The 20,989-nt window shown below is 30.1% G+C and carries 21 protein-coding genes; 20 read left to right on the top strand and 1 reads right to left on the bottom strand.

Annotated elements, in window-relative coordinates; translation table 11 throughout:
- Window positions 1-22: 22 nt before the first annotated feature.
- The gene (locus tag AJ886_RS10820; RefSeq protein ID WP_002862223.1) at window positions 23-172 is read right to left on the bottom strand and encodes a hypothetical protein; all 150 of its coding nucleotides are present in this window, start codon (window positions 170-172) and stop codon (window positions 23-25) included.
- Window positions 173-507: 335 nt separating this feature from the next.
- Between AJ886_RS10820 and AJ886_RS07230 the strand changes: the two genes are divergently transcribed.
- The 20 genes from AJ886_RS07230 to AJ886_RS07135 all read left to right on the top strand — a co-directional run.
- Complete coding sequence (locus tag AJ886_RS07230; RefSeq protein ID WP_070287468.1) at window positions 508-2,043, top strand: ABC transporter substrate-binding protein; 1,536 nt, start codon at window positions 508-510, stop codon at window positions 2,041-2,043.
- Entirely contained in the window at window positions 2,043-2,987 is a 945-nt protein-coding gene (locus AJ886_RS07225; protein WP_070287467.1) for an ABC transporter permease, read from the top strand. Before AJ886_RS07230 ends, AJ886_RS07225 begins: the two co-directional genes overlap by 1 nt.
- Window positions 2,974-3,768 (top strand): ABC transporter permease, encoded by a 795-nt coding sequence (locus AJ886_RS07220; protein WP_074487149.1) that lies wholly within the window; start codon window positions 2,974-2,976, stop codon window positions 3,766-3,768. The genes AJ886_RS07225 and AJ886_RS07220 overlap by 14 nt, the downstream gene beginning before the upstream one ends.
- Window positions 3,765-4,475, top strand: a complete 711-nt coding sequence (locus AJ886_RS07215; RefSeq protein ID WP_032599167.1) for an ATP-binding cassette domain-containing protein — start codon at window positions 3,765-3,767, stop codon at window positions 4,473-4,475. Before AJ886_RS07220 ends, AJ886_RS07215 begins: the two co-directional genes overlap by 4 nt.
- Window positions 4,468-5,133 carry an ATP-binding cassette domain-containing protein gene (locus tag AJ886_RS07210; RefSeq protein WP_070287466.1) on the top strand — a complete coding sequence of 222 codons (666 nt, stop codon included), beginning with the start codon at window positions 4,468-4,470 and terminating at the stop codon, window positions 5,131-5,133. The genes AJ886_RS07215 and AJ886_RS07210 overlap by 8 nt, the downstream gene beginning before the upstream one ends.
- Window positions 5,134-5,245: 112 nt before the next feature.
- Window positions 5,246-5,635 (top strand): NAD(P)H-quinone oxidoreductase subunit 3, encoded by a 390-nt coding sequence (locus AJ886_RS07205; protein WP_002824972.1) that lies wholly within the window; start codon window positions 5,246-5,248, stop codon window positions 5,633-5,635.
- Window positions 5,617-6,120: a NuoB/complex I 20 kDa subunit family protein gene (locus AJ886_RS07200; protein ID WP_002851253.1), complete on the top strand. Its 504-nt coding sequence runs from the start codon at window positions 5,617-5,619 to the stop codon at window positions 6,118-6,120. The genes AJ886_RS07205 and AJ886_RS07200 overlap by 19 nt, the downstream gene beginning before the upstream one ends.
- Window positions 6,117-6,911, top strand: a complete 795-nt coding sequence (locus AJ886_RS07195; RefSeq protein ID WP_083267252.1) for an NADH-quinone oxidoreductase subunit C — start codon at window positions 6,117-6,119, stop codon at window positions 6,909-6,911. Before AJ886_RS07200 ends, AJ886_RS07195 begins: the two co-directional genes overlap by 4 nt.
- 1 nt (window position 6,912) lies before the next feature.
- Window positions 6,913-8,139, top strand: coding sequence for an NADH dehydrogenase (quinone) subunit D (gene nuoD / locus AJ886_RS07190; protein WP_002862216.1), 1,227 nt, complete (start codon window positions 6,913-6,915; stop codon window positions 8,137-8,139).
- Entirely contained in the window at window positions 8,136-8,363 is a 228-nt protein-coding gene (locus tag AJ886_RS07185; protein WP_002824979.1) for an NADH-ubiquinone oxidoreductase subunit E family protein, read from the top strand. The genes nuoD and AJ886_RS07185 overlap by 4 nt, the downstream gene beginning before the upstream one ends.
- Window positions 8,360-9,052 (top strand): hypothetical protein, encoded by a 693-nt coding sequence (locus AJ886_RS07180; RefSeq protein ID WP_002862215.1) that lies wholly within the window; start codon window positions 8,360-8,362, stop codon window positions 9,050-9,052. Before AJ886_RS07185 ends, AJ886_RS07180 begins: the two co-directional genes overlap by 4 nt.
- Window positions 9,049-11,511 (top strand): NADH-quinone oxidoreductase subunit G, encoded by a 2,463-nt coding sequence (locus tag AJ886_RS07175; protein WP_070287464.1) that lies wholly within the window; start codon window positions 9,049-9,051, stop codon window positions 11,509-11,511. The genes AJ886_RS07180 and AJ886_RS07175 overlap by 4 nt, the downstream gene beginning before the upstream one ends.
- Complete coding sequence (gene nuoH, locus AJ886_RS07170; RefSeq protein WP_002856570.1) at window positions 11,504-12,502, top strand: NADH-quinone oxidoreductase subunit NuoH; 999 nt, start codon at window positions 11,504-11,506, stop codon at window positions 12,500-12,502. The genes AJ886_RS07175 and nuoH overlap by 8 nt, the downstream gene beginning before the upstream one ends.
- A gap of 9 nt (window positions 12,503-12,511) precedes the next feature.
- On the top strand, window positions 12,512-13,153 hold the full coding sequence (gene nuoI, locus AJ886_RS07165; RefSeq protein WP_052782041.1) for an NADH-quinone oxidoreductase subunit NuoI: 642 nt from the start codon (window positions 12,512-12,514) through the stop codon (window positions 13,151-13,153).
- On the top strand, window positions 13,150-13,668 hold the full coding sequence (locus AJ886_RS07160) for an NADH-quinone oxidoreductase subunit J (protein ID WP_070275935.1): 519 nt from the start codon (window positions 13,150-13,152) through the stop codon (window positions 13,666-13,668). Before nuoI ends, AJ886_RS07160 begins: the two co-directional genes overlap by 4 nt.
- Complete coding sequence (gene nuoK / locus AJ886_RS07155) at window positions 13,665-13,961, top strand: NADH-quinone oxidoreductase subunit NuoK (RefSeq protein WP_002858466.1); 297 nt, start codon at window positions 13,665-13,667, stop codon at window positions 13,959-13,961. Before AJ886_RS07160 ends, nuoK begins: the two co-directional genes overlap by 4 nt.
- Window position 13,962: 1 nt before the next feature.
- Window positions 13,963-15,753, top strand: coding sequence for an NADH-quinone oxidoreductase subunit L (gene nuoL / locus AJ886_RS07150; protein ID WP_070287463.1), 1,791 nt, complete (start codon window positions 13,963-13,965; stop codon window positions 15,751-15,753).
- Between the two features lies 1 nt (window position 15,754).
- On the top strand, window positions 15,755-17,242 hold the full coding sequence (locus AJ886_RS07145) for an NADH-quinone oxidoreductase subunit M (RefSeq protein ID WP_070287462.1): 1,488 nt from the start codon (window positions 15,755-15,757) through the stop codon (window positions 17,240-17,242).
- Entirely contained in the window at window positions 17,232-18,620 is a 1,389-nt protein-coding gene (locus AJ886_RS07140; RefSeq protein ID WP_070287461.1) for an NADH-quinone oxidoreductase subunit N, read from the top strand. Before AJ886_RS07145 ends, AJ886_RS07140 begins: the two co-directional genes overlap by 11 nt.
- Window positions 18,621-18,641: 21 nt before the next feature.
- Window positions 18,642-20,989, top strand: a 2,348-nt coding sequence (locus AJ886_RS07135; RefSeq protein WP_070287460.1) for a tetratricopeptide repeat protein, incomplete at its 3' end; no start/stop codon positions are given.

The raw sequence follows: 20,989 nt of genomic DNA, 5'->3' as shown, positions 1-20,989 counted from the left end.
TCACCTTCATTATCAGTACTGATTATTTAATAATTCCATCTTGAGTATGCACTTTTACAGGACATTTTGTTCCGCAATTTACATTACATTCAGCCCATTTGCTGATCAATGGTGGAGTTTTTAATAAATTTGCACTTAGACTTATAGGACTTAAGGTTAAGCCACCAAACAAAGAACTCCATTTTAAAAATCTCTACGATTTTGTTTCATGTTATCTCCTTACATTTATGTGACAAAAGTAATTGCAATTATAATACAAATAATAATTTTATTCAATTAAAATTAAGACTTTAAAACTCCTAAATATAGGCTTTATAATGGATTTTTCGTTTATGAATTTAACTTCAAAAAATAAAAATTTGAATAATATAATGATAAAAATTTTATTAAATATAGTATTTAAATAGAAATTTATAACTAAAATATAACTTTATCCCCCGTATAGGCTTGCGAGTTAAGTTTTTTTGTTTTATAATTTTGTGCGTTATTAAAATAAAAAGGTTTTTTATGTTGAGATTTTTAATTTTTGCAATGTTGTTGTTTGTGAATTTAGAAGCAAAAACCCAAAAAGATATGCTTATTATAGCAGTTGAAAATGAAATCACAAGGATAAATCCTGCTTATAGCGAGGATCATGATGCAGTGATTAATCTTGTATTTTCAGGGCTTACGCGTTTTGATGAAAATATGAGTTTAAAACCTGATTTGGCTAAGTCTTGGGATGTTAATAAAGATGGGCTTATTTATGATATTTTTTTAAGAGATGATGTTTTATGGCATGATGGAGTCAAATTTGGTGCTGATGATGTGAAATTTAGTATAGAAGCCTTTAAAAATCCTAAAAACAATTCTTCTGTTTATGTCAATTTTGAAGACATTAAAAGTGTGGAAATTTTAAATCCTTCTCATGTAAAAATCACACTTTTTAAACCTTATCCCGCATTTTTAGATGCTTTAAGCATAGGAATGCTTCCTAAACATTTGCTTGAAAATGAGAATTTAAACACAAGCTCTTTTAATCAAAATCCTATAGGCACAGGTCCTTATAAATTTGTAAAATGGAAAAAAGGTGAATATGTTGAATTTAAAGCCAATGAACATTTTTATCTTGATAAGGTAAAAACTCCAAGACTTATTATAAAACACATTTTTGACCCTTCTATAGCTAGTGCCCAGCTTAAAAATGGCAAGATAGACGCAGCTTTAATCGATGTTTCTTTGCTAAATCTTTTTAAAAATGATGAAAATTTTAGAATTTTGCGTGAAAAATCGGCTGATTATCGGGCTTTAATGTTTAATTTTGATAATGAATTTTTAAAAGATTTAAAAGTAAGACAAGCCTTAAATTACGCAGTTGATAAAGAAAGTATAGTAAAAAATCTTTTACATGGTTATGCTTTTGTAGCTAATCACCCTTTAGAGCGTTCTTGGGCAAATTCTAAGAATTTTAAAATTTACAGATATGATCCTAAAAAAGCCGAGGACTTGCTTGTAAGTGCAGGTTTTAAGAAAAATAAAGATGGAAATTTTGAAAAAGATGGGAAAATTTTAGAATTTGAAATTTGGGCAATGAGTAATGATCCTTTAAGGGTAAGTTTAGCTGGAATTTTGCAAAGCGAATTTAGAAAAATAGGAGTTGTAAGCAAGGTGGTGACTAAACCTGCTGGAAGTTTTGATTATTCTAAAGTAGATAGTTTTTTAATAGGCTGGGGAAGTCCTTTAGATCCTGATTTTCACACTTTTAGGGTATTTGAAAGTTCGCAAGATAGTGCTTTAAATGATGAGGGTTGGAATTTTGGACATTATCATGATAAAAAAGTGGATATAGCCTTGCAAAAAGCAAGAAATACTTCAAATTTAGAAGAGAGAAAAAAATATTATAAAGATTTTATAGATGCTTTGTATGAAAATCCTCCTTTTATTTTTTTAGCCTATCTTGATTTTGCTTTAGTTTATAATAAAGATTTAAAAGGTATCAAAGCAAGGACTTTAGGTCATCATGGAGTGGGTTTTACTTGGAATATTTATGAGTGGAGTAAATAGTGCTAAAACGCTTAGTTTTTAGTATTTTTATAGCATTTTTTAGTACTTTTTTATGTTTTGTTTTACTTCATTTTAGCAAAGGCAGTATAGCTTATGCTAATGGAGTTAATTCGCAAAGTAAAGAATTTGTTCAAAGAATAGAACAAAATTTAGGGCTTGATAAGCCTTTGCTAGAGCAGTATAAAATTTGGCTTTTTAAGGCTTTAAAAGGAGATTTAGGGGTTTCTTTTTTAAGTGGAGAAAGTGTTTTAAAGCTTATAAAAGAAAGAATTTTTAATACTTTTATTTTGGGTTTTAGTGCCTTAATGCTTTTATTTTTACTCAGTGTTTTTTTGGCACTTTTAGGATATTACTATAAAGAAAGTTCTATAGATAAAATCATCACTTTTTTAGCTTTTAATTTTTTTGCTTTACCTCCTTTTGTTTTAGCTTTATTGTTTGTTTTAATTTTTGGAATTTTTTGGAAAATTTTGCCTGTTATGGGAAGTAGTGATATAGGCTTTGAAGATGATTTTTTAAATCGTTTAGAGCATTTGATTTTACCTGTTTTGGTGCTCGTTTTATCACATTTGGCGTTATTTTTAAGGATTGCTAGAAATTTTATCAATGAAAGTTTTTCTCAAATTTTTATTCAAAATTTATACGCTAGAGCTTTGAGGGAAAAAGATATTTATTTTTTAGTTTTGAAATATTCTTTAAGTCCTATTGTGGCTTATTTTGGGGGAAGTGCTTTAAGTTTTATGATGGGAACTTATGTGGTAGAAAGTGTCTTTGCTTACGAGGGGCTTGGGTCTTTACTTTTTAAAAGTATTATTTTTAAAGATTATCCTGTTGTGCTTGCGCTTATATTTTTTAGTGTTTTGCTTGCAGCATTTTTTACATTTTTAAGTGATATTGTAGCTAGGATTTTAAATCCTAGATTAAGAAGGCTTGATTTTGTTTAAATTTCTTATCATACTTGCGCCTTTAATTTTTTTGTTTTTATGCGCCTTATTCGCACCTTTTTTGACTCCTTTTGATATTTTAAGCACTCATTTAGAAAATTTGCATCAAGCTCCTAATTTTACTTATATTTTAGGGACTGATTTTTTAGGTAGGGATTTGTTTTCTCGTTTGCTTTTTGCTTTGAGAAATTCTTTGATTATAGGTGTTGGTGGATCTTTATTGTCTATTATTTTTGCTTTGTGTTATTTGTTTTTAGCACGATGTTTTTTTTATATTTTTTGGATGCGTATTTTAGAGTTTTTTTTAGCCTTGCCTGCTTTTTTACTTATGATGTTTTTTCAAAGCATGATAACTTCTGATGTGTTTTTGATGATTTTTTTAATCGCTTTAATTCATTGGTGTTTCATAGCAAGAATTATAGAAAGTGAATTAAAAAGACTTGAAAATTTAGATTTTTACAAAGCAAATATAGTGCTTGGAAGAACTAAATTTAGAGCTTTTTTTAAAGATTTAATACCCGCTTTAAAAACACTGATTTTTACACTTTTTATATTTAATATTGTTCATGCTATAGCCACAGAAGCTACTTTGAGTTTTTTTGGACTGGGCTTAGGATTTGAAATTCCAACTTTAGGTACTCTTTTGAGTGAGTCTTCAAAAGCAGTTTTTATAGGTGCTTGGTGGATGATACTTTTTCCACTTTTAAGCTTGCTTTTGTTGTTTTTACCTCTTTTATGGTTGGGTAATTTTTTACAAAAAATTTGGGGTATAAGATCTTGAAGGTAAGAAATTTAAATATCAGTTTGAAGAATAATTTATTGCTTAAGGATATTAATTTAGATATAAAAACAGGCAAAACTTTAATGATACTAGGACAAAGTGGAGTGGGTAAAAGCTTGTTAGGAAAAGCTTTGGTAAGACTTTTAGATTCTAATTTCACAATAAGTTTTGATGAATTAAGTTTTCATAATTCTTGTATTTTTAATTTTAACAAAGAAGAACTTAGAGATTTTCGTTCTAAGGTGGCACTTGTTTTACAAGATGCAGAGCTTAGTCTTTATCCTTATTTGGATATTGGAAATTTATGTCATCTTGTTTTAAAAACTCATACAAAATTAAAACAAAAAGAAAGAAAAGATTATGCTTTTTCTTATTTTAAAAAATTAGGATTTGAAAATCTTGATCGTTTGTGGCATTCTTATGCTAATGAATTAAGTTTGGGTATGGCAAGAAGGGTGAGCCTAGCTTTAGCATTATTAAATCAACCCCAAATTTTAATTTGTGATGAAATCACAGCTTCTTTGGATAAAGAAAACGCTTCTAAGATTATATCGATTTTAGAAGAATTAAAAAATAACACAGCCTTAGTTTGCATCACTCATGATTTAAATTTGGTAAATTCTTTAGCAGATGAAATTCTTATGCTAGAAAAAAATAGTTCAAATTTATATAGCTTAGATGAGTTTTTAAGGTATTATAATGCTTAAAGTTTGTAATTTAAGTAAGTTTTATGAGCTTAAAAAGCATTGGTATTTAAAAAAAGAAAGACATATTATTTTTGATAATATCAATTTTTCTTTAAATGAAAATGACAATTTAATAGTTTTAGGTAAAAGTGGTGCAGGTAAAAGTACATTAGCTAGAATTCTTTGTTTTTTAGAAGATCCAAGCGAGGGTGAGGTATGGTATGAAAATCTTAACTTACACAAGCTTGATAAAAACAAACAGAGACTTTTAAGAAAGCAAATTCAGTATTGCTTTCAAGATCAAAAAATGACTTTAAACCCTTATAAAAAAATCAAAAATCTTATACAAGATGGTTTGGAAAATTTTAATTTACAAAAGAATGATGACTTGATTTTAGAATTTTTTGATTTTTTTAGTCTAAAAAAACAAATTTTAGAACAAAAACCCTATGAATTAAGCGGAGGAGAAGCCACGCGTGTAGGTCTTATCCGTGCTTTGGTTTTAAATCCTAAATTGTTGATTTTAGATGAAATTACTTCAGCGCTTGATATTAAAACTTCTAAAGAAATTTTAACTTTTTTATATATCTATCAGCAAAAAAATAATATTTCTTATATATTTATAACCCATCAAAGTGATCTTTTTTATAAATTTAATCATAAAAAATTAAAACTTTAAAAAATATTTTTTAATATAAGTTTCAATATAGAAAGTTTAGAGTAAAATAAAGAAAAGTGTAAATTTAATTTTTGTTGTGGAGTGATTAAAGTGCTTTAAAAAAGGAGAATAAATGTCTCATATAGATGCTTCGCATCCTTATTTCGGTATTTTTTTAATGCTAGTACTTGCTAGTGTTATTTTTTTTGGACTGGTTTTTTTAGCTTCAAAAATTGGTAATAATTTTGCCGCAAAAAATCGCAAAAAATTAGGACTTGGAATTTATGAATGTGGTCCTATTCCTGTTAAACAAGCTAACAAGATTAACTCTCAATTTTTCATCATCGCCTTAATCTTCATACTTTTGGATATAGAAGTTGTGTTTTTATTTCCTTGGGCTTTGATTTTTAAAGATTTAGGTTGGTTTGGGCTTTTAGAAGTTTTTGTTTTTATCGTACTTTTAGGAGTTGGATTTTTATATGCTTATAAAAAAGGAGCGTTTGCATGGCAGAGCATCAAGTAAATTATGCAAGTGGTTTGCCCGTCGTTTTAACTAGCGTTGATAAACTAGTTCAATGGGGTAGGAGTAATTCTTTATGGGCTTTATCTTATGGACTTGCCTGTTGTGCGATTGAGATGATGGCGGCCGGGGGTTCAAGATATGATTTTGATAGATTTGGAACGATTTTTAGAGCTTCACCACGCCATAGCGAAGTGATGATTATCGCAGGAACTTTGTGTAAAAAACACGCTGAATTTACAAGAAGACTTTACGATCAAATGCCTGATCCTAAATGGGTGATTTCTATGGGAAGTTGTGCCAATACAGGCGGTATGTTTAATACTTATTCTACGGTTCAAGGTGTGGATAGAATTATACCTGTAGATATTTATGTGCCAGGCTGTGCTCCACGCCCAGAAAGTTTTCAGTTTGCTTTGATGATTTTGCAAAAAAAGATCCGCAAAGAAAAAGCAAGTCGTAAGATCGCACCTAAAAGGTTGATATGATGAGAAAGTATAGCGATAAAAAAAATGCTCAAACTCAAAATTATTACAAAGATAGATTTTATCACGCGCCATACACTGTAAAATCTGATGTTAATGAAAGTGTTTTTAAAGATGATTTTGAAGTTTTAAAAACTCAAGTAGAAATTTTAAATTCCTTTGTAGAGCTTGATTTTTGGGTAATAGAAATTAAAAAAGAAGACAACGTTAAAACTTTGCAAATGCTTAAAACTTTAGGGTATTTAAGTTTTACAGAGGCAAGTGCTATTGATTTTGTAGCAGATAAAAATGGTTTTGAAGTATTTTATCAGCTTTTAAATTTAGAAAAAAAATTAAGAGTGAGAATAAAAACTTTTGTAGGCGTAAAAGAGCGTTTGCAAAGCGTGGCTCATGTTTTTAAAGGGGCAAATTGGAGTGAGAGAGAAATTTATGATATGTTTGGAATTTTCATCATAAATCATCCCAATTTAAAACGCATTTTAATGCCTGATGATTGGTTTGGACATCCGCTTTTAAAAACTTATCCTTTAAAGGGTGATGAGTTTGCAAGATGGTATGAGATTGATAAAATTTTTGGTAAAGAATATCGTGAAGTAGTGGGTGAAGAACAAAGAGATTCTGGTTTTGTTGATGATAAAGATACGCTAAATTTTGCAAGACTTTATCATGAAGTGCCAAAAGGTGGTCAAAAGAAGGAAGTTTCCTTTAAACAAGAATATCAAGAAGATGAAGGCGTAGCTTTTGTAAAAAAAGTAAAACGTGATGAAGCAAAAATTTTAGAGAAAAGGCGTTAAAATGCAAATTCCTAGCAAGTTAAAACCTTATTATGAAAATATAGCTTTTGAGCAAGAAGACTCAAAAATGATTATCAATTTAGGCCCTCAACACCCTTCAGCACATGGAAATTTACGTCTTATTTTAGAACTTGATGGAGAGCAAGTTGTAAAAGCACGTCCTTGTATAGGTTATATGCATCGTGGTATGGAAAAAATGGCTGAAAATATGATTTATCAAGAATTTATTCCTACTACTGATAGAATGGATTATATCGCCGCTTCAGCGAATAATTATGCTTATTGTGCAGCGGTTGAAAAGCTTTGTGGTTTAGAGATTCCACGCCGTGCAGCAGTGATACGCATGATACTTTTAGAATTAAACCGTATTGCATCACATTTGCTTTGGCTTGCCACTCATGCGCTTGATATTGGTGCGATGAGTGTGTTTTTATACTGCTTTAGAGAACGTGAGTATGTTTTGGATTTGATAGAAAAGTATTGCGGCGCAAGGCTTACGCATTCTTCTATGAGAATAGGCGGGGTTATGCTTGATTTACCTGAGAATTATTTAGAAGAAATGCTTGCATTTTGTGACAAATTTCCAAATGATCTAAAAGATTATGAAGATCTTTTAGATGATAATAGAATTTGGCGTTTAAGAACTGAAAATGTAGGTGTGGTTACCAAAGAACAAGCCTTAAATTGGGGTTGTACGGGTGTGATGTTAAGAGGAAGTGGTATAAAATACGATATACGCAAAGAAGAGCCTTATTTGCTTTATAATGAAGTCGAATTTGGTGTGCCTTATGCTACACAAGGGGATTCTTATGCAAGATATAAAGTTTATATGCAAGAATTTCGTGAAAGTTTGAAAATCCTTAGGCAATGTGCCACGCTTTATAAAGATACTCCACCTGAAATTTTAGCTACGCATCCTGAGTATGTAAGTGCTTCAAAGGAACAAATTTTAACGCAGAATTATTCCTTAATGCAGCATTTTGTTTTAATCACTCAAGGTTTAAAACCTCCTAAAGGCGAAGTTTATGTGCCTACCGAAAGTCCAAAAGGTGAGCTTGGCTTTTTTATCCATAGTGATGGTACAGGAAGACCTTATCGTTTAAAGGCTAGAACGCCTAGTTATTGGCATTGTGCGTTTTTTGAAGAAATGCTTGTAGGTACTTATTTGGCTGATGTTGTAGCCATTATGGGTAATGTAAATATAGTTTTAGGTGAGATAGATCGATGAGAAGAGTAGATTTAAGAAAAAGCAAAGAGCTTTTTGAAGATTTAGCACAAATCATAAAAGAAGCAAAACAAGGTGAGGTTTTAGTGGTGCTTTTTGAAATCGGCGATTTTTCTCCTGTTGAAAAAAGTTTTTCTTTTGTAAAAGAACAAGGTTGCGAGCTTTTAAATTCTTTGAAATTTAATCAAGTGGATTGGACTATTGTTATAAAAAAGGAGAGGGTATGATTTATGATAATGCTCTTTGTTTTTTAGATATGCCAAGCCTTAAAAACAAAAATTTATGTGAAAAAATAGGTGTAAATAGTATTAATATTTCTTGTTTGGAAGATAAAAATTTAAAAGCTAAATTTTACAAATGCGAAATTGCAAGTTTGAGTTTTGTTTTAGCCTTGCTTTGTAAATTAAGCGATGAAGGACAATTTAGCGATTTAGATGAGGGATATTTAAGTGCTGAATCTTGCTTTGGAGAGGAAGAAGCAGGTGAAGTGCTTGCTTTTTTAAAAGAGGCTAAGTATTTAATTATAGATAAAAATATCCATTTTTATAAAGATAGCGAAAATATCAAATATTTTTTGAATTTCTTAAGCGTAAAATATGAATTAAAGATTTTAGATAGCGATGAAGAAGAATGCGATTTTAAAAAGGCAAAATTAAACACCTTAAAAGAACTAGATAATTATGATGGTTTAGTGCTTTTTAGAGCAAATTTGCAAGATAAAAATTTACATTGTTCAAAGCAATTTTTACAAATTGCAAAATGCAAAGATCAAAGTGAAGTTAAAATTTTGGCTAAAGATTTTAGTTTTAAAACCAAGCTTTGTTTAGATGAAAATTTACAAGGCACCATAGCTTTTTTAAATTATGAAAACAATGGTTTTGATTTTACTCCAATTCGCATAAAGGAAGCAAAATGACAGTTAAGATTAATGGTATAAATTGCGCCTTTGAAGAAGGCGAATATATTTTAAATATAGCAAGAAGAAATGATATTTTTATCCCAGCGATTTGCTATCTTTCAGGCTGTAGTCCTACTTTGGCTTGTCGTATGTGTATGGTTGAAGCTGATGGTAAAAAGGTATATTCTTGCAATACTAAAGCAAAAGAGGGTATGGTTGTAGAAAGTGATTTAAAAAATCTTTGGGATGAAAGAAATGAGATCATGCAAGCTTATTGTATCAATCATCCTTTAGAATGTGGAGTTTGCGATAAATCAGGCGAGTGTGAATTGCAAAATTTCACTCATAAAAGTCGTGTAAATGTTCAAAAACATTGGATTAAAGACACGCATAAACCGCATAAACATTGGGGAATGATTAATTACGATCCCGCACTTTGCATAGTATGTGAGCGTTGTATTACAGTTTGTAAGGATAAAATCGGCGAAAGTGCTTTAAAAACCGTTCCTCGTGGCGGAGATAGTGTGGATAATAGCTTTAAAGAGAGCATGGGAAAAGATGCTTATGCGATTTGGACTAAATTTCAAAAAAGTTTGATAGGTCCTGCAAATGGCGACACGCTTGATTGTTCATTTTGTGGGGAATGTACAAGCGTATGCCCAACAGGAGCTTTGATAGGTTCGAAATTTCAATACACTTCAAATATTTGGGAACTTAAAAGAATCCCTGCTTCAAATCCGCATTCAAGCGATTGTGAGTTGATGTATTATGATATTAAGCAAAGTGGTATTAGCAATCAAAAAGAAAAAATTTATCGTGTGAGTAATGATTTTGCCTTTGCGAGTTTAAATAAGGCTGCAAGATTTGCTTTTGATACGCAAAATGAGGCAGATAAAGATGAAAAAGCCTTTAAAGAACTTGTGGAGCTTTTTGAGAAAAATGAAATTAAAAACATTAAATTTAATAGTTTTATTACCAATGAAGAAGCTTTGATTTTACAAAATTTAAAAAAGAAATTTAATCTTTCTTTGATCAATGAAGAAGCTTTGAAATTTAAAGAATTTTTACAAGAATTTATCGCTAATTCTGGCGAGTTTTATAGTGCTAATACTCAAGATATAACAAAAAGTGATTTTTTGGTTGTGGCTGGAATGCTTTTAAGATATGATGCTCCAACACTTAGCTATAAAATCAATAATGCTTTAGTGATGAATAAAGGCTCAGGGCTTTATTTTCATCCTATGGAAGATATGGGTATAGCAAAATATTCTAAAAATTTTATTTCACACATTCATAAAAGTGGCGATGAAGAGCAAATTTTATATTTTTTACTTCAAAAATTTAGCCAAGATGAAGATATTAAAACTCATTTAGCAGAGTTTTTTGTTAGTGAAAATAAAGAAATAGAAGAAAGTATCAACGAAGAAGTTGTAGAGCAAGTCATAGAAAAAGATGAAGAAGGCAATGAAATCCAAAAAGAAGTAAAAAAAGTCGTGCCTAAGAAAGTGAAAAAAATCATAGAAGTGCAACGCTCTATTTTTGCTAAAAATTTAGGCATAGATGAAGATAAATTAGAAGATTTATTGCTTAAAAAAGCAAATTTTACTCTTGTTATAGGGAGTGATTTTTATTTTCATAAAAATGCGAAAAAACTTGCTAAATTACTTGCTTTGATCCAAAATACCACTCCTTTTAAAGTCTTTTTAAATCCTACGCATACCAATACCTTAGGTGTGGCCATGATTTGCGATTTGGATAAAAACACACAAGAAGGCAAGACTTTAGGTTATAATGAAAAAGGTGATTTTAGTTTTTCTTATGAAGAGCATGCAAATTTAGCTAGTGCGAGTTTAAATCAGCAAGAAGGAACTTTTTTAAATTACGATAAAAGAGTGGTGCCAACTAACGCTGCTTTAGAATTTAAGGGATATTTTTTAAATGATTTAGCTAATGCTTTAGGTTTTGATGAGGAATATACCATAAATTATACTAAGAGACTCCCTATAAATAAAGGTTTTTCTCCGATTGATTTTGATCATTTAGACAATTTTTATACCAATGCAGGCGATTGTAAAAGGGGATATGAGCTTAATTTAGAATGTTTTAAACAAGTTGCTAAAAAAGAATTCATCTCTCCAAATTTTGAAAATTTAAACCCAAAAGAAGATGAAATTTTGCTTTATAGTGCTAATCCTAGCTATCAATTTGGTAGATTTTCAAATCGTGCTAGTGCGATTAATGAGGTGATTTTTTTAGGTGTAAGTGAAAATTTAGCTAAAGAGAAAAATTTAAAAGATAAAGATCTTGTAAAACTTAAAATAAAAGATAAAGAATTAAGCCTTAGTGTGCGTGTGGATAAGGATATAAAAAATGGAGCTTTCTTACCGTATTTTGATGAAAAACTTGACACGCTAAGCTTTTTTGATGAAAGATTTGTTGTGGCGAATTTAGAAAAATTAGGAACAAACCATGAGTGATTTTGCTTTTTTTGCTTTAGAGGCTTTGATTAAATGTATTATTGTCATTGCAATATTTGCGAGTTTAGCAGGTCTTGCAACTTATGCTGAAAGAAAAGTTTTAGCTTATTTTCAAAGACGCATAGGGCCTGATATGGTAGGGCCTTTTGGGCTTATTCAACTTGTAGCTGATATGATAAAACTTTTTACTAAAGAAGATATAATCCCTTCAAATTCGCAAAAATTTATTTTTGCTATAGCACCTTTGATTTCTGCTATTTGTGCTTTTGTTTCTTTAGCGGCTATTCCTATGCTACCTGAATTTACTTTATTTGGAAGGGTGATTCAGCCTATAGTGGCAGATATCAATGTAGCTTTGCTTTTTGTCATCGGCACTTCAGGACTTTGCTTTTATGCGGTGTTTTTGGGTGGACTTGCAAGTAATAATAAATGGTCGATTTTAGGGGCTGCAAGAGGGCTTGTAGCGATTATTTCCTATGAAAGCGTAGGAGCTTTGGCTTTGATTGCTATTGTAATGCTTGTAGGTTCTTTTTCTTTGGTGGATATTAACAATTATCAAAGTGATGGATTTTTTTCTTGGCTTATTTTTAAACAGCCCTTGGCTTTTGTGCTTTTTATAATTGCTTTATTTATAGAGACCAATAGAACTCCGCTTTGTTTGACGGAAAATGATGCTGAAATTGTAGCGGGTTATGGAACGGAGTATTCGGGTTTAAGATGGGGTATGTTTTTTATAGGTGAATATGCTTCTATGATAGCTGGAGCTATTTTGGTAACTCTTTTGTTTTTAGGGGGTTTTAACAGCTTTTGGATTATTCCTGGTTGGATTATGATGATAGTAAAATCAAGTTTTATTTTCTTTTGGTATTTTTGGGCAAGAGCTGCTTTTCCGCAATTGCGTCCAGATCAAGTGATGAAAATGTGCTATTTGATCTTAATCCCTTTAGCGGTTTTAAACCTTTTAATCACTGCTTTGGCAGTTCTTTTATAGGAGTTTGATATGAAAAATTATTATTTAGTGGATGAGAAAAGAAAAACTCCTGTTAGCACTTGGGAGAAAATTTCACAAGCTTTGCGTAGAAGCGTTAAACTAGAGCTTTTTGTAGGGCTTTTTGTGATGATGAGAGAATTACTTAAGAGAAATAATAGCGCTACGATTAAATATCCTTTTGAAAAGGTAAAGCTTGACAATCGTTACCGTGCTGTTCATCGTTTGATGCGTTTTATAGAAAGCGAAAATGAAAGATGTATAGGTTGTGGGCTTTGCGAAAAAATTTGCATTAGTAATTGTATCAGAATGGAAACTTCTTTAGATGAAAATGGGCGTAAAAAAGTAGGAAATTATAGTATTAATTTAGGGCGTTGTATTTATTGTGGTTTTTGCGCTGAGGTTTGCCCAGAACTTGCTATAGTACATGGGACAGAGTATGAAAATGCAGCCGAGCAAAGGTCTTATTTTGGCTATAAGCAAGATTTTTTAACTCCTATTGATAAGCTTAAAAATCAAGTTGAATTTGAAGGAGCAGGAAGTCTTAGAAAGGATGCAAATTTGTGGGTTAAAAAAACGCCAAATTATTACGATGTGATGATTGAAAGAGCCTTAGAAAATCAAAATACGCAAGAGCAAGGAGAAAATAAATGATAGAAAATTTGGCTTTTGTATTTTTTAGTGTAGTGGTTTTAGGCTTTTTTGGTATTGCGGTTTTAAGTAAAAATATGCTTTATTCTCTTTCGGCTTTAGCGGGTGGAATGGTGTTTTTATCGGGATTTTATTTTTTACTTGATGCAGAGTTTTTAGGCGTGATACAAATTATTGTTTATAGTGGAGCTGTACTTGGACTTTATAGTTTTGCGATGATGTTTTTTGATACTTCTAAGGAATTTAAAGAACAACTTAAAGCTAAAAAAAGTTTTTTTACTTTGGTGGTTTTAAGTGCAATTTTACTTTTGGCCATGCTTATAGGTTTTAAATACCAAAATATCAGCACGGATTTGCCTTTAAATGATCCTGCTTTGTTTGATTTTAATAAACAACTGGCTTTAGCGATTTTTTCAAAATATCTTTTGGCTTTTGAATTCATAGCCATTTTACTTTTGATTGCTTTAGTTTGTGCTATAGTACTTACTCATAAAGAGCTGGCAAAGGAAAAACAATGATAGAAAAGTATTTTTTTATAGCTATTTTAATGTTTGTCATAGGGCTTGTAGGGATTTTAAAAAGACAAAATCTCATCATGCTTTTTATTTCGAGTGAAATTTTATTAAATAGTGCTAATTTAGCCTTAGTAGCAGCTTCTAAAATGCACAATGATTTAAATGGACAGGTTTTTGCACTTTTTATCATGGGTGTAGCGGCTTGTGAAGTAGCTGTTGGTGTAGCTTTGTGTGTGCTTTGGTATAGAAGAAAAGGCACTTTGGAATTAAAAAGCTTAAAAGAAGTGGAGGCTTAGTATGCAAAATTTGGCTTTGATTTCTCTTTTTAGTCCTTTTATTGCTTTTTTGTTTGCAAGTTGTTTTGCTTTGAGTGAGAAAAAACAATTTGTAGGGATAATTTGCTCACTTCTAATAGCTTTGAGTGCTTTTTGTTCTTTGTATTTGCTTTTTTGCAATGAAGCTTTTAATGTGAGTTTGTTTGAATGGTTTGCTGGAGTAAATTTTGGATTTGATATAGATGCCATTTCGCTTACTATGATGAGTGTTGTAGGTATTGTAGCTACTTGTGTGCATTTTTATAGTATTTTTTATATGGCTCATGATGAAGGTTTTAATAAATTTTTTGCTTATTTAGGACTTTTTGTCTTTTCTATGCTTTTTTTAGTTATGAGTGATAATTTCTTAGGACTTTTTGTAGGTTGGGAAGGTGTTGGGCTTTGCTCTTGGTTGCTTATAGGTTTTTGGTATAAAAATGATACTTATTCTTTTGCAGCTAATGAAGCTTTTATTATGAATCGTATTGCAGATTTGGGTATGCTTTTAGGAATTTTTTGGCTTTATTTACAAGCAGGAACTTTAAAATATAATGAAGTTTTTTCCATGGCACAAAGCCTAGATCACAATGCTTTGATCTTAATCGCAACTTGTTTATTTATAGGAGCTATGGGAAAATCTGCACAATTTCCTTTTCACACTTGGCTTGCTGATGCTATGGCAGGGCCAACTCCTGTTTCTGCATTAATCCATGCAGCAACCATGGTAACAGCGGGGGTTTATTTGGTAATTCGTGCTAGCACGCTTTATGATTTAGTTCCTGAGGTTTCTTATATTATTGCCTTACTTGGAGCTTTTGTAGCGATTTTTGCAGCCTCTATGGCTTTGGTGGCTAGGGATTTAAAACGCATTATTGCTTACTCTACCTTATCACAACTTGGATATATGTTTGTAGCTGCAGGACTTGGGGCTTATGGTATAGCTTTATTTCACTTAGCTACACATGCTTTTTTTAAATCTTTACTTTTTTTAGGTGCTGGAAATGTAATGCATGCTATGAATGATAAATTAGACATTAAAAAAATGGGTGGACTTTTTAAACCTTTAAAATTTACGGCTATTTTGATGTGTATAGGATCTTTAGCTTTAGCAGGAATTTATCCTTTTGCAGGATTTTTCTCTAAAGATTTGATTTTAGGATATTCTTTCATTTCTTTTCACCATGGTATTTTTTTAGTGCTTTTAATCGCAGCTTTTTTAACAGCATTTTATAGCTTTAGACTTTTAATGTTGGTATTTTTTACCCCTGCAAGGCATGATGAACATCCACATGAAGCAAGTAAAATCGCACTTTTGGCTATGAGTCCTTTGATGGTTTTAGCTATTGTTGCAGGATTTTTTGAACATAGTTTTTTTGAATATTTAAGCACAAAATTAGTTTTTATTGATGCACAAAATCAAATTGTAATGATTTGTGCGAGTGTAGCAGCTATTTTGGGTGTAATTTTGGCTATTTTTGCTTATAAAAATTCTTGGTTTAAAGAAAGTATTGAAGAAAATAAAATTCACAAACTTTTAAGTAATGATTATTTTATTCCTAGATTCTATCATCAATTTATTGTTTCAAAATATGAAAGCTTATGTGCGATTTTAAAACATTGTGATCTTTATATTTTTGATAGAATAGTTGAAAAAATTGCTTTTTATTCTCAAAATATTTCACAAAAAATGATTATGCCAAACAGCTTAAACTTAATGCTTAGATTTTTGGTGACAGCTTTTGTGATTTTGTTGATTTTGGTATGGATGGTGTAAAATGCTAAATTATTTGATATTTTTTCCTTTAATTTCTGCTTTTGTGGTTTTGCTTTTAAATCGTGGAGGCGTTAAGGTTTTTAGCGTTGTTGTAAGTTTTATGATTTTGGCTTTAAATTTGGATATTTTTGCGGATTTTTTACAAGGGGCAAGCTTTGATTATAATCTCTCTTTTAAAATTTTGAAATTTTTTAGCTTTCATGTAGGAGTAGACAGTATCGCAATTATATTGATGCTTTTAAGTTCTTTGATGATATTTTTAAGCTTTTTATTTTTAAAGCTGGAACAAAAAGCGCTTGTATCTTGTATATTCTTTTTAGAATTTGCTATTATGGGACTTTTTAGCGCAAAAGATGGTTTGTTATTTTATGTTTTTTGGGAATTTTCTCTTTTGCCTTTGCTTTATATTATGGGAGTTTATGGTAAAGATTTTAGAGCAGGGGTGAAATTTTTTATCTGTGCTTTTGCGGGTTCAATTTTAATGCTTGTAGCATTGATTTATCAAGCTTATTTAAATTATCAACTTTTAAACATCTTCACTTTTGACTTGGAAATTTGGAAAAATAATGCCTCAGCAGTAAATTTCACAGAGCAACTTTTACTTTTTGGAGCATTTTTTATCGCTTTTGCTATCAAAGCTCCTTTATTTCCACTTCATACTTGGGCACCTAAGGTTTATGCAAATTCGCCTGTGCTTGTTTCTGTAATGCTTGTAGTTTTTAAAATGGCTCCTTTTGGATTTTTACTTTTTTGTTTACCACTTTTTCCAGATGCGAGTGTGTATTTTATGCCTTTAATTGTAGCTTTATGTATAGTGAGTATCGTTTATAATGCTTTAATTGCTTATAGAGCAGAAAATATTAAAGAATTGATCGCTTATAGTTCTATTTCACATCTTGGTGTGATGATTTTGGGAATTTTTTCTTTAAATGCTTTAGGTATTAGTGGTGCGGTTTTTTATATGTTTGCACACGGTATTGTAACAGGATCTTTATTTTTAATGGTTGAACTTTTATATCAAAGATATCATACTTATGATATTTCTTTTTACCATTCTTTGGCCAAAAAAGCACCTTTATTTTCAATTTTCTTTATGCTAATTTTACTTGCGAGTGTTTCTTTGCCTTTAACTGTTTCTTTTGTGGGAGAGTTTTTAATTCTTTTAGGTATAGCAAAGATTAATTTATTTTACGCTTTGTTGGCAGGTTTGGTGATTATTTTAGGAGCGATTTATATGTTCGCAGTATTTAGAAAAATATTTTTCATGCAAAAACAAAGCTTTATAGAGGGTTTTTCTTTACGCTTTAGAGAAATAGTAGCGCTTGTGTGTATTGTAGTAATGATTTTTGGACTAGGGCTTATGCCAAATATACTTTTAAAGCCGATACAAAAAGATGTGGATAATCTTATAAAAACAATGAATATTAGAGCTGTGGAGCAAAATACTTTAGATTTTTTATCTAAAATAGGAGAGGCAAATGTTAAATAATTTTTTAAATTTAGAACTTTTAAATATAAGCTTATCTTATCCATTTTTATTTTTAATTACAACCGCAATAGTTCTTTTGCTTTGCTCTGGTTTTTGGAAATTTCATCGATCGTTTTATATTGGCATAAGTTCTTTATCTTTAATTGTAAGTGCTTTTTTGATTTTAAATAATGCAAATGCTCAAGGTTTAGAAGCAAAAGCTTTTTTGGCTACTTTAAATAATGATATTGTTTCATTTTATGCTTCTTTGGTGATTTTGTGTTTTTCATTTTTATATCTTTTAATGCAAAAAGAAGAAAATCAGGGTGAATTTTATGCTTTATTTTTATTTGTGATTGCATCTTTGCTTTTGATGGTTTCAAGCTCAAATTTAGTACTTATTTTTATAGGACTTGAAAGTTCTTCTTTAGCACTTTATACTTTAATAGCAATGCGTGGAAGTGATAATGCTATTTCAAGTGCGATAAAATACTTTAGTGTAGCGGCTGTAGGAGCTGGGTTTTTTGTTATGGCTGTAGCTTTTATTTATTTAAAAATAGGAACTTTAGATTTATCTGCTAATTTAGCGTTAAAAAATGAGTTTCAAAAAGATCCCATGCTTTTGGGTGCTGGAGTGATGATTTTCGTTCTTTGTGCAATTAAGCTTTCTTTGGCGCCTTTTCATTTTTGGCTTAAAGACGTGTATTATGCAGCACATACAAATTTGGTTGCTTTTATTTCAGTTGTGCCAAAAGTTGCCATGTTGGTTGTGGTTATTCGTTTGTTTGATTTTTTAAATAATACAGGTTTTGAATATATCATAATAGTTCTAGCGATTTTTTCTATGCTTATAGGTGCTTTTGCGGCTCTAAGTCAAAACAATATCAAAAAAATGTTTGCTTATAGTTCTGTAGTGCATTCTTCTTTGGTTTTGGTGGCTTGTATTCCTTTATTAAAAGAACAAAATTTTGATGGAATTTTGCTTGCTATTTTTGGATATTGGACTTTATTTGCTTTTGCAAATTATGCTGTATTTATGATTTTAAGCAATTATGAGAATAATTCTTATGAGAGTTTAAATGGACTTTTGGTTAAAAAACCTTTAATTGCTTTTTGTTTGAGCATTAGTGTGCTTTCTTTAGCAGGTGTCCCGCCTTTTGGAGTATTTTGGGGTAAATTTATGATTTTAAATACAGCAATTTTAAATGGATATTGGTATTTGGCACTTTTTGTGGCTTTATCTTCTGTTATTATGCTTTATGCGTATTTAAAGATTTTAATTCATGCTTTATTTATGAAAAATGATAGGGTTCATAATATTAAGTTTAGTTTTATACAAAATTTTATTTTAGCTTTTTGTGTTTGTATAAGCACTTTTGCTATATTGTTAATGTTATAAGAGTTTTGCTATAATTATTTTATGAGAATATTATTTTTAATTTTATTAAGTTTTTTAAATGCTTTTGCTTTTGAGCTTGTTTTAAACACGGGTCGCGAAAATAATCAAGCTTTTGCAGTTTTACATGCGAGTAATGATTTAGAATTTACATGTCAAAAATTTATTACCGAATCAAAAGTTCATTTTGAATGTGATATTGCAGGTATGGTTGATAATAAATTAAAAGATCAGAGTTTTTCTGCTTTTGATTTAAAATTTATACAAGAAGCTCAAAAAATTAAAATGATCATTTTGCCAAAAATACAAGCAAGAATGTTTGACACTTCTCAAAATATTTATATAGATAAAGAACTTAGTTCATCAAGCTCGTATAAAAGTAAAGCTTTTACTTTTATTTTTGCACCAGAGCTAGCACCTATTAAAGACTATGATGGACTTGATTTTAATATCAATTTTCCACACGAGAGCTTGCCTTATGTTGGAGCTTTGGATTTAAATTCTGATCCTGTTGTCATCCCTCAAAGTGCAGATATCAATACTTATTTACGCATCAAAAAAGAATACGATAAGGCTAATTATAGTCAGGTTGCTATTGATGCGCAAAATGCTATCAATAGATATCGTGGTAGTATTTTTATTAGTGAATTTATACTATATAAATTAAGAGCTCAAAATAAACTTTACACCCAAGATCCAAGCATGCGTGATCAACAAATTTTAGAAAAGATGATTGATGATGCTAAAAATTGGACGCGTACTTTTACAAGTGATAAAAATTTTTCAGAAGTTTTACATATAATGTTAAGAACTTATATCGCTTTAGCCCAGCGTGCTGATGTAGAATATACAATGTCGATTTTGGATAATGAACAACCTAATAATTATTTTACTCAGTTATCAAAACTTGATTATGCAGACTATATTTATAATTTAAATGAAAAAGAAAAAGCTGTAAATATTTATGAAAATACTTATTTTAATACAAAAAATTTAGATTTAGCTGCAAGAGCAGCTATGAGTTTGGCAAAGAATTTGCTTTCAAATGGGCAAGTAAATAAAGCTATAGAGTATATTAACACTATTTTAAAAGCCAATCCTGAATATTTTGGAAAAGATATTCCAAGATCTTTAGAACTTGCTAAATTATTTAATCAAAAAGGACAATTTGATATAAGTGCAAGTATTTATGAAGACGCCTTTGCTAAAATGTCCAAACTTGATCCAAGTTATGAAGAAACTTTAAAAGATTTAGCCTTAGTTTTATCACATACTAATAGATCTAGTGATGCTAAAAAATACCTTGATTTGTATATGGATGATTATTTAGATGGTAGGTATTTAGATGAAATCAAAAAAGCAAGTGATGAGGTATTCTTTGCTTTAGGTGATAATAATGCAAGCTTTTTGCATCAGCGTTATACAGATTTAATGAAGCAATATGCAAATAAAGATGAGAATATTGCAAATAAAGCTTTAGATGAAGATGTTGCACTTTATTATAAAGAGGGAAATTTTAGTGCGATTTTAGCTTATAAAGATCTTATAGAAAGTAAAAAAATTCCAAATGCTATTCAATTTTTAGAGAAAGCAGCTGTTAATGATTTAAAAAATGCGATAAAAGCTGATAATTGTATCAATGCTGCAAATATTTTTATGCGTTTTAGCGCTTATGATATAGGTCAGAAAATTGAGAATAAAAAACAAATGTTAGCTTGTCTTATCAGAACTTCTAATGTTGAACAAGCACTTGATTATATAGATAAAAATTATAGCGAAGATTCTATATTTTATGGTCTTCAAAAAGCATCTATTCTTTTTGATAATAAACAATATCCTCAGGTGATTAAAATTTCTAAAGATATAGCTAATTCTAGAATTTTAAAAAGCGATGATGAGAATTTTAAGGCTTATTATTTGCAATTTTTGTCTTTGTTGCGTTTAAATGACTACAATCAAGCCATTAAAATTTTGCAAATTTTAGAAAGTTTTCCAATGAATTTTAGTATGGTAGAAGCTTATGATGCTTTACTTTCTTATGCTAATGATCATAATATGCAAACAACTATTTTAACTTACGCACCTAAGGCCATTGACTATCAAAATTTTAAAGGTATAAATCTTTTTAGTCCTAATTTAGAATTTATGTATCTTGATGCTTTGGCTAAAATCAATAAAAATGAAGAAAGTTTAGCTGTTTTAGCAGATTTGCTTAAATTAAAACTTTCAGATGAAGATAGAGCAAGAGCTTTATATATCCAAGCTTTAACTTATGAAAGAATGCAAAATATACAAGCTGAAAAAGAAAGTTTAAAACAATGTCTTGAAATCAAAAGTGTTTCAAATTGGCAGAATTTATGTAAGAGTAAAAA

It is taken from the genome of Campylobacter sp. BCW_6465, from assembly GCF_001762815.1.
Lineage (GTDB): Bacteria > Campylobacterota > Campylobacteria > Campylobacterales > Campylobacteraceae > Campylobacter_D > Campylobacter_D jejuni.
This window is presented reverse-complemented; position numbering and strand designations above follow the sequence as displayed.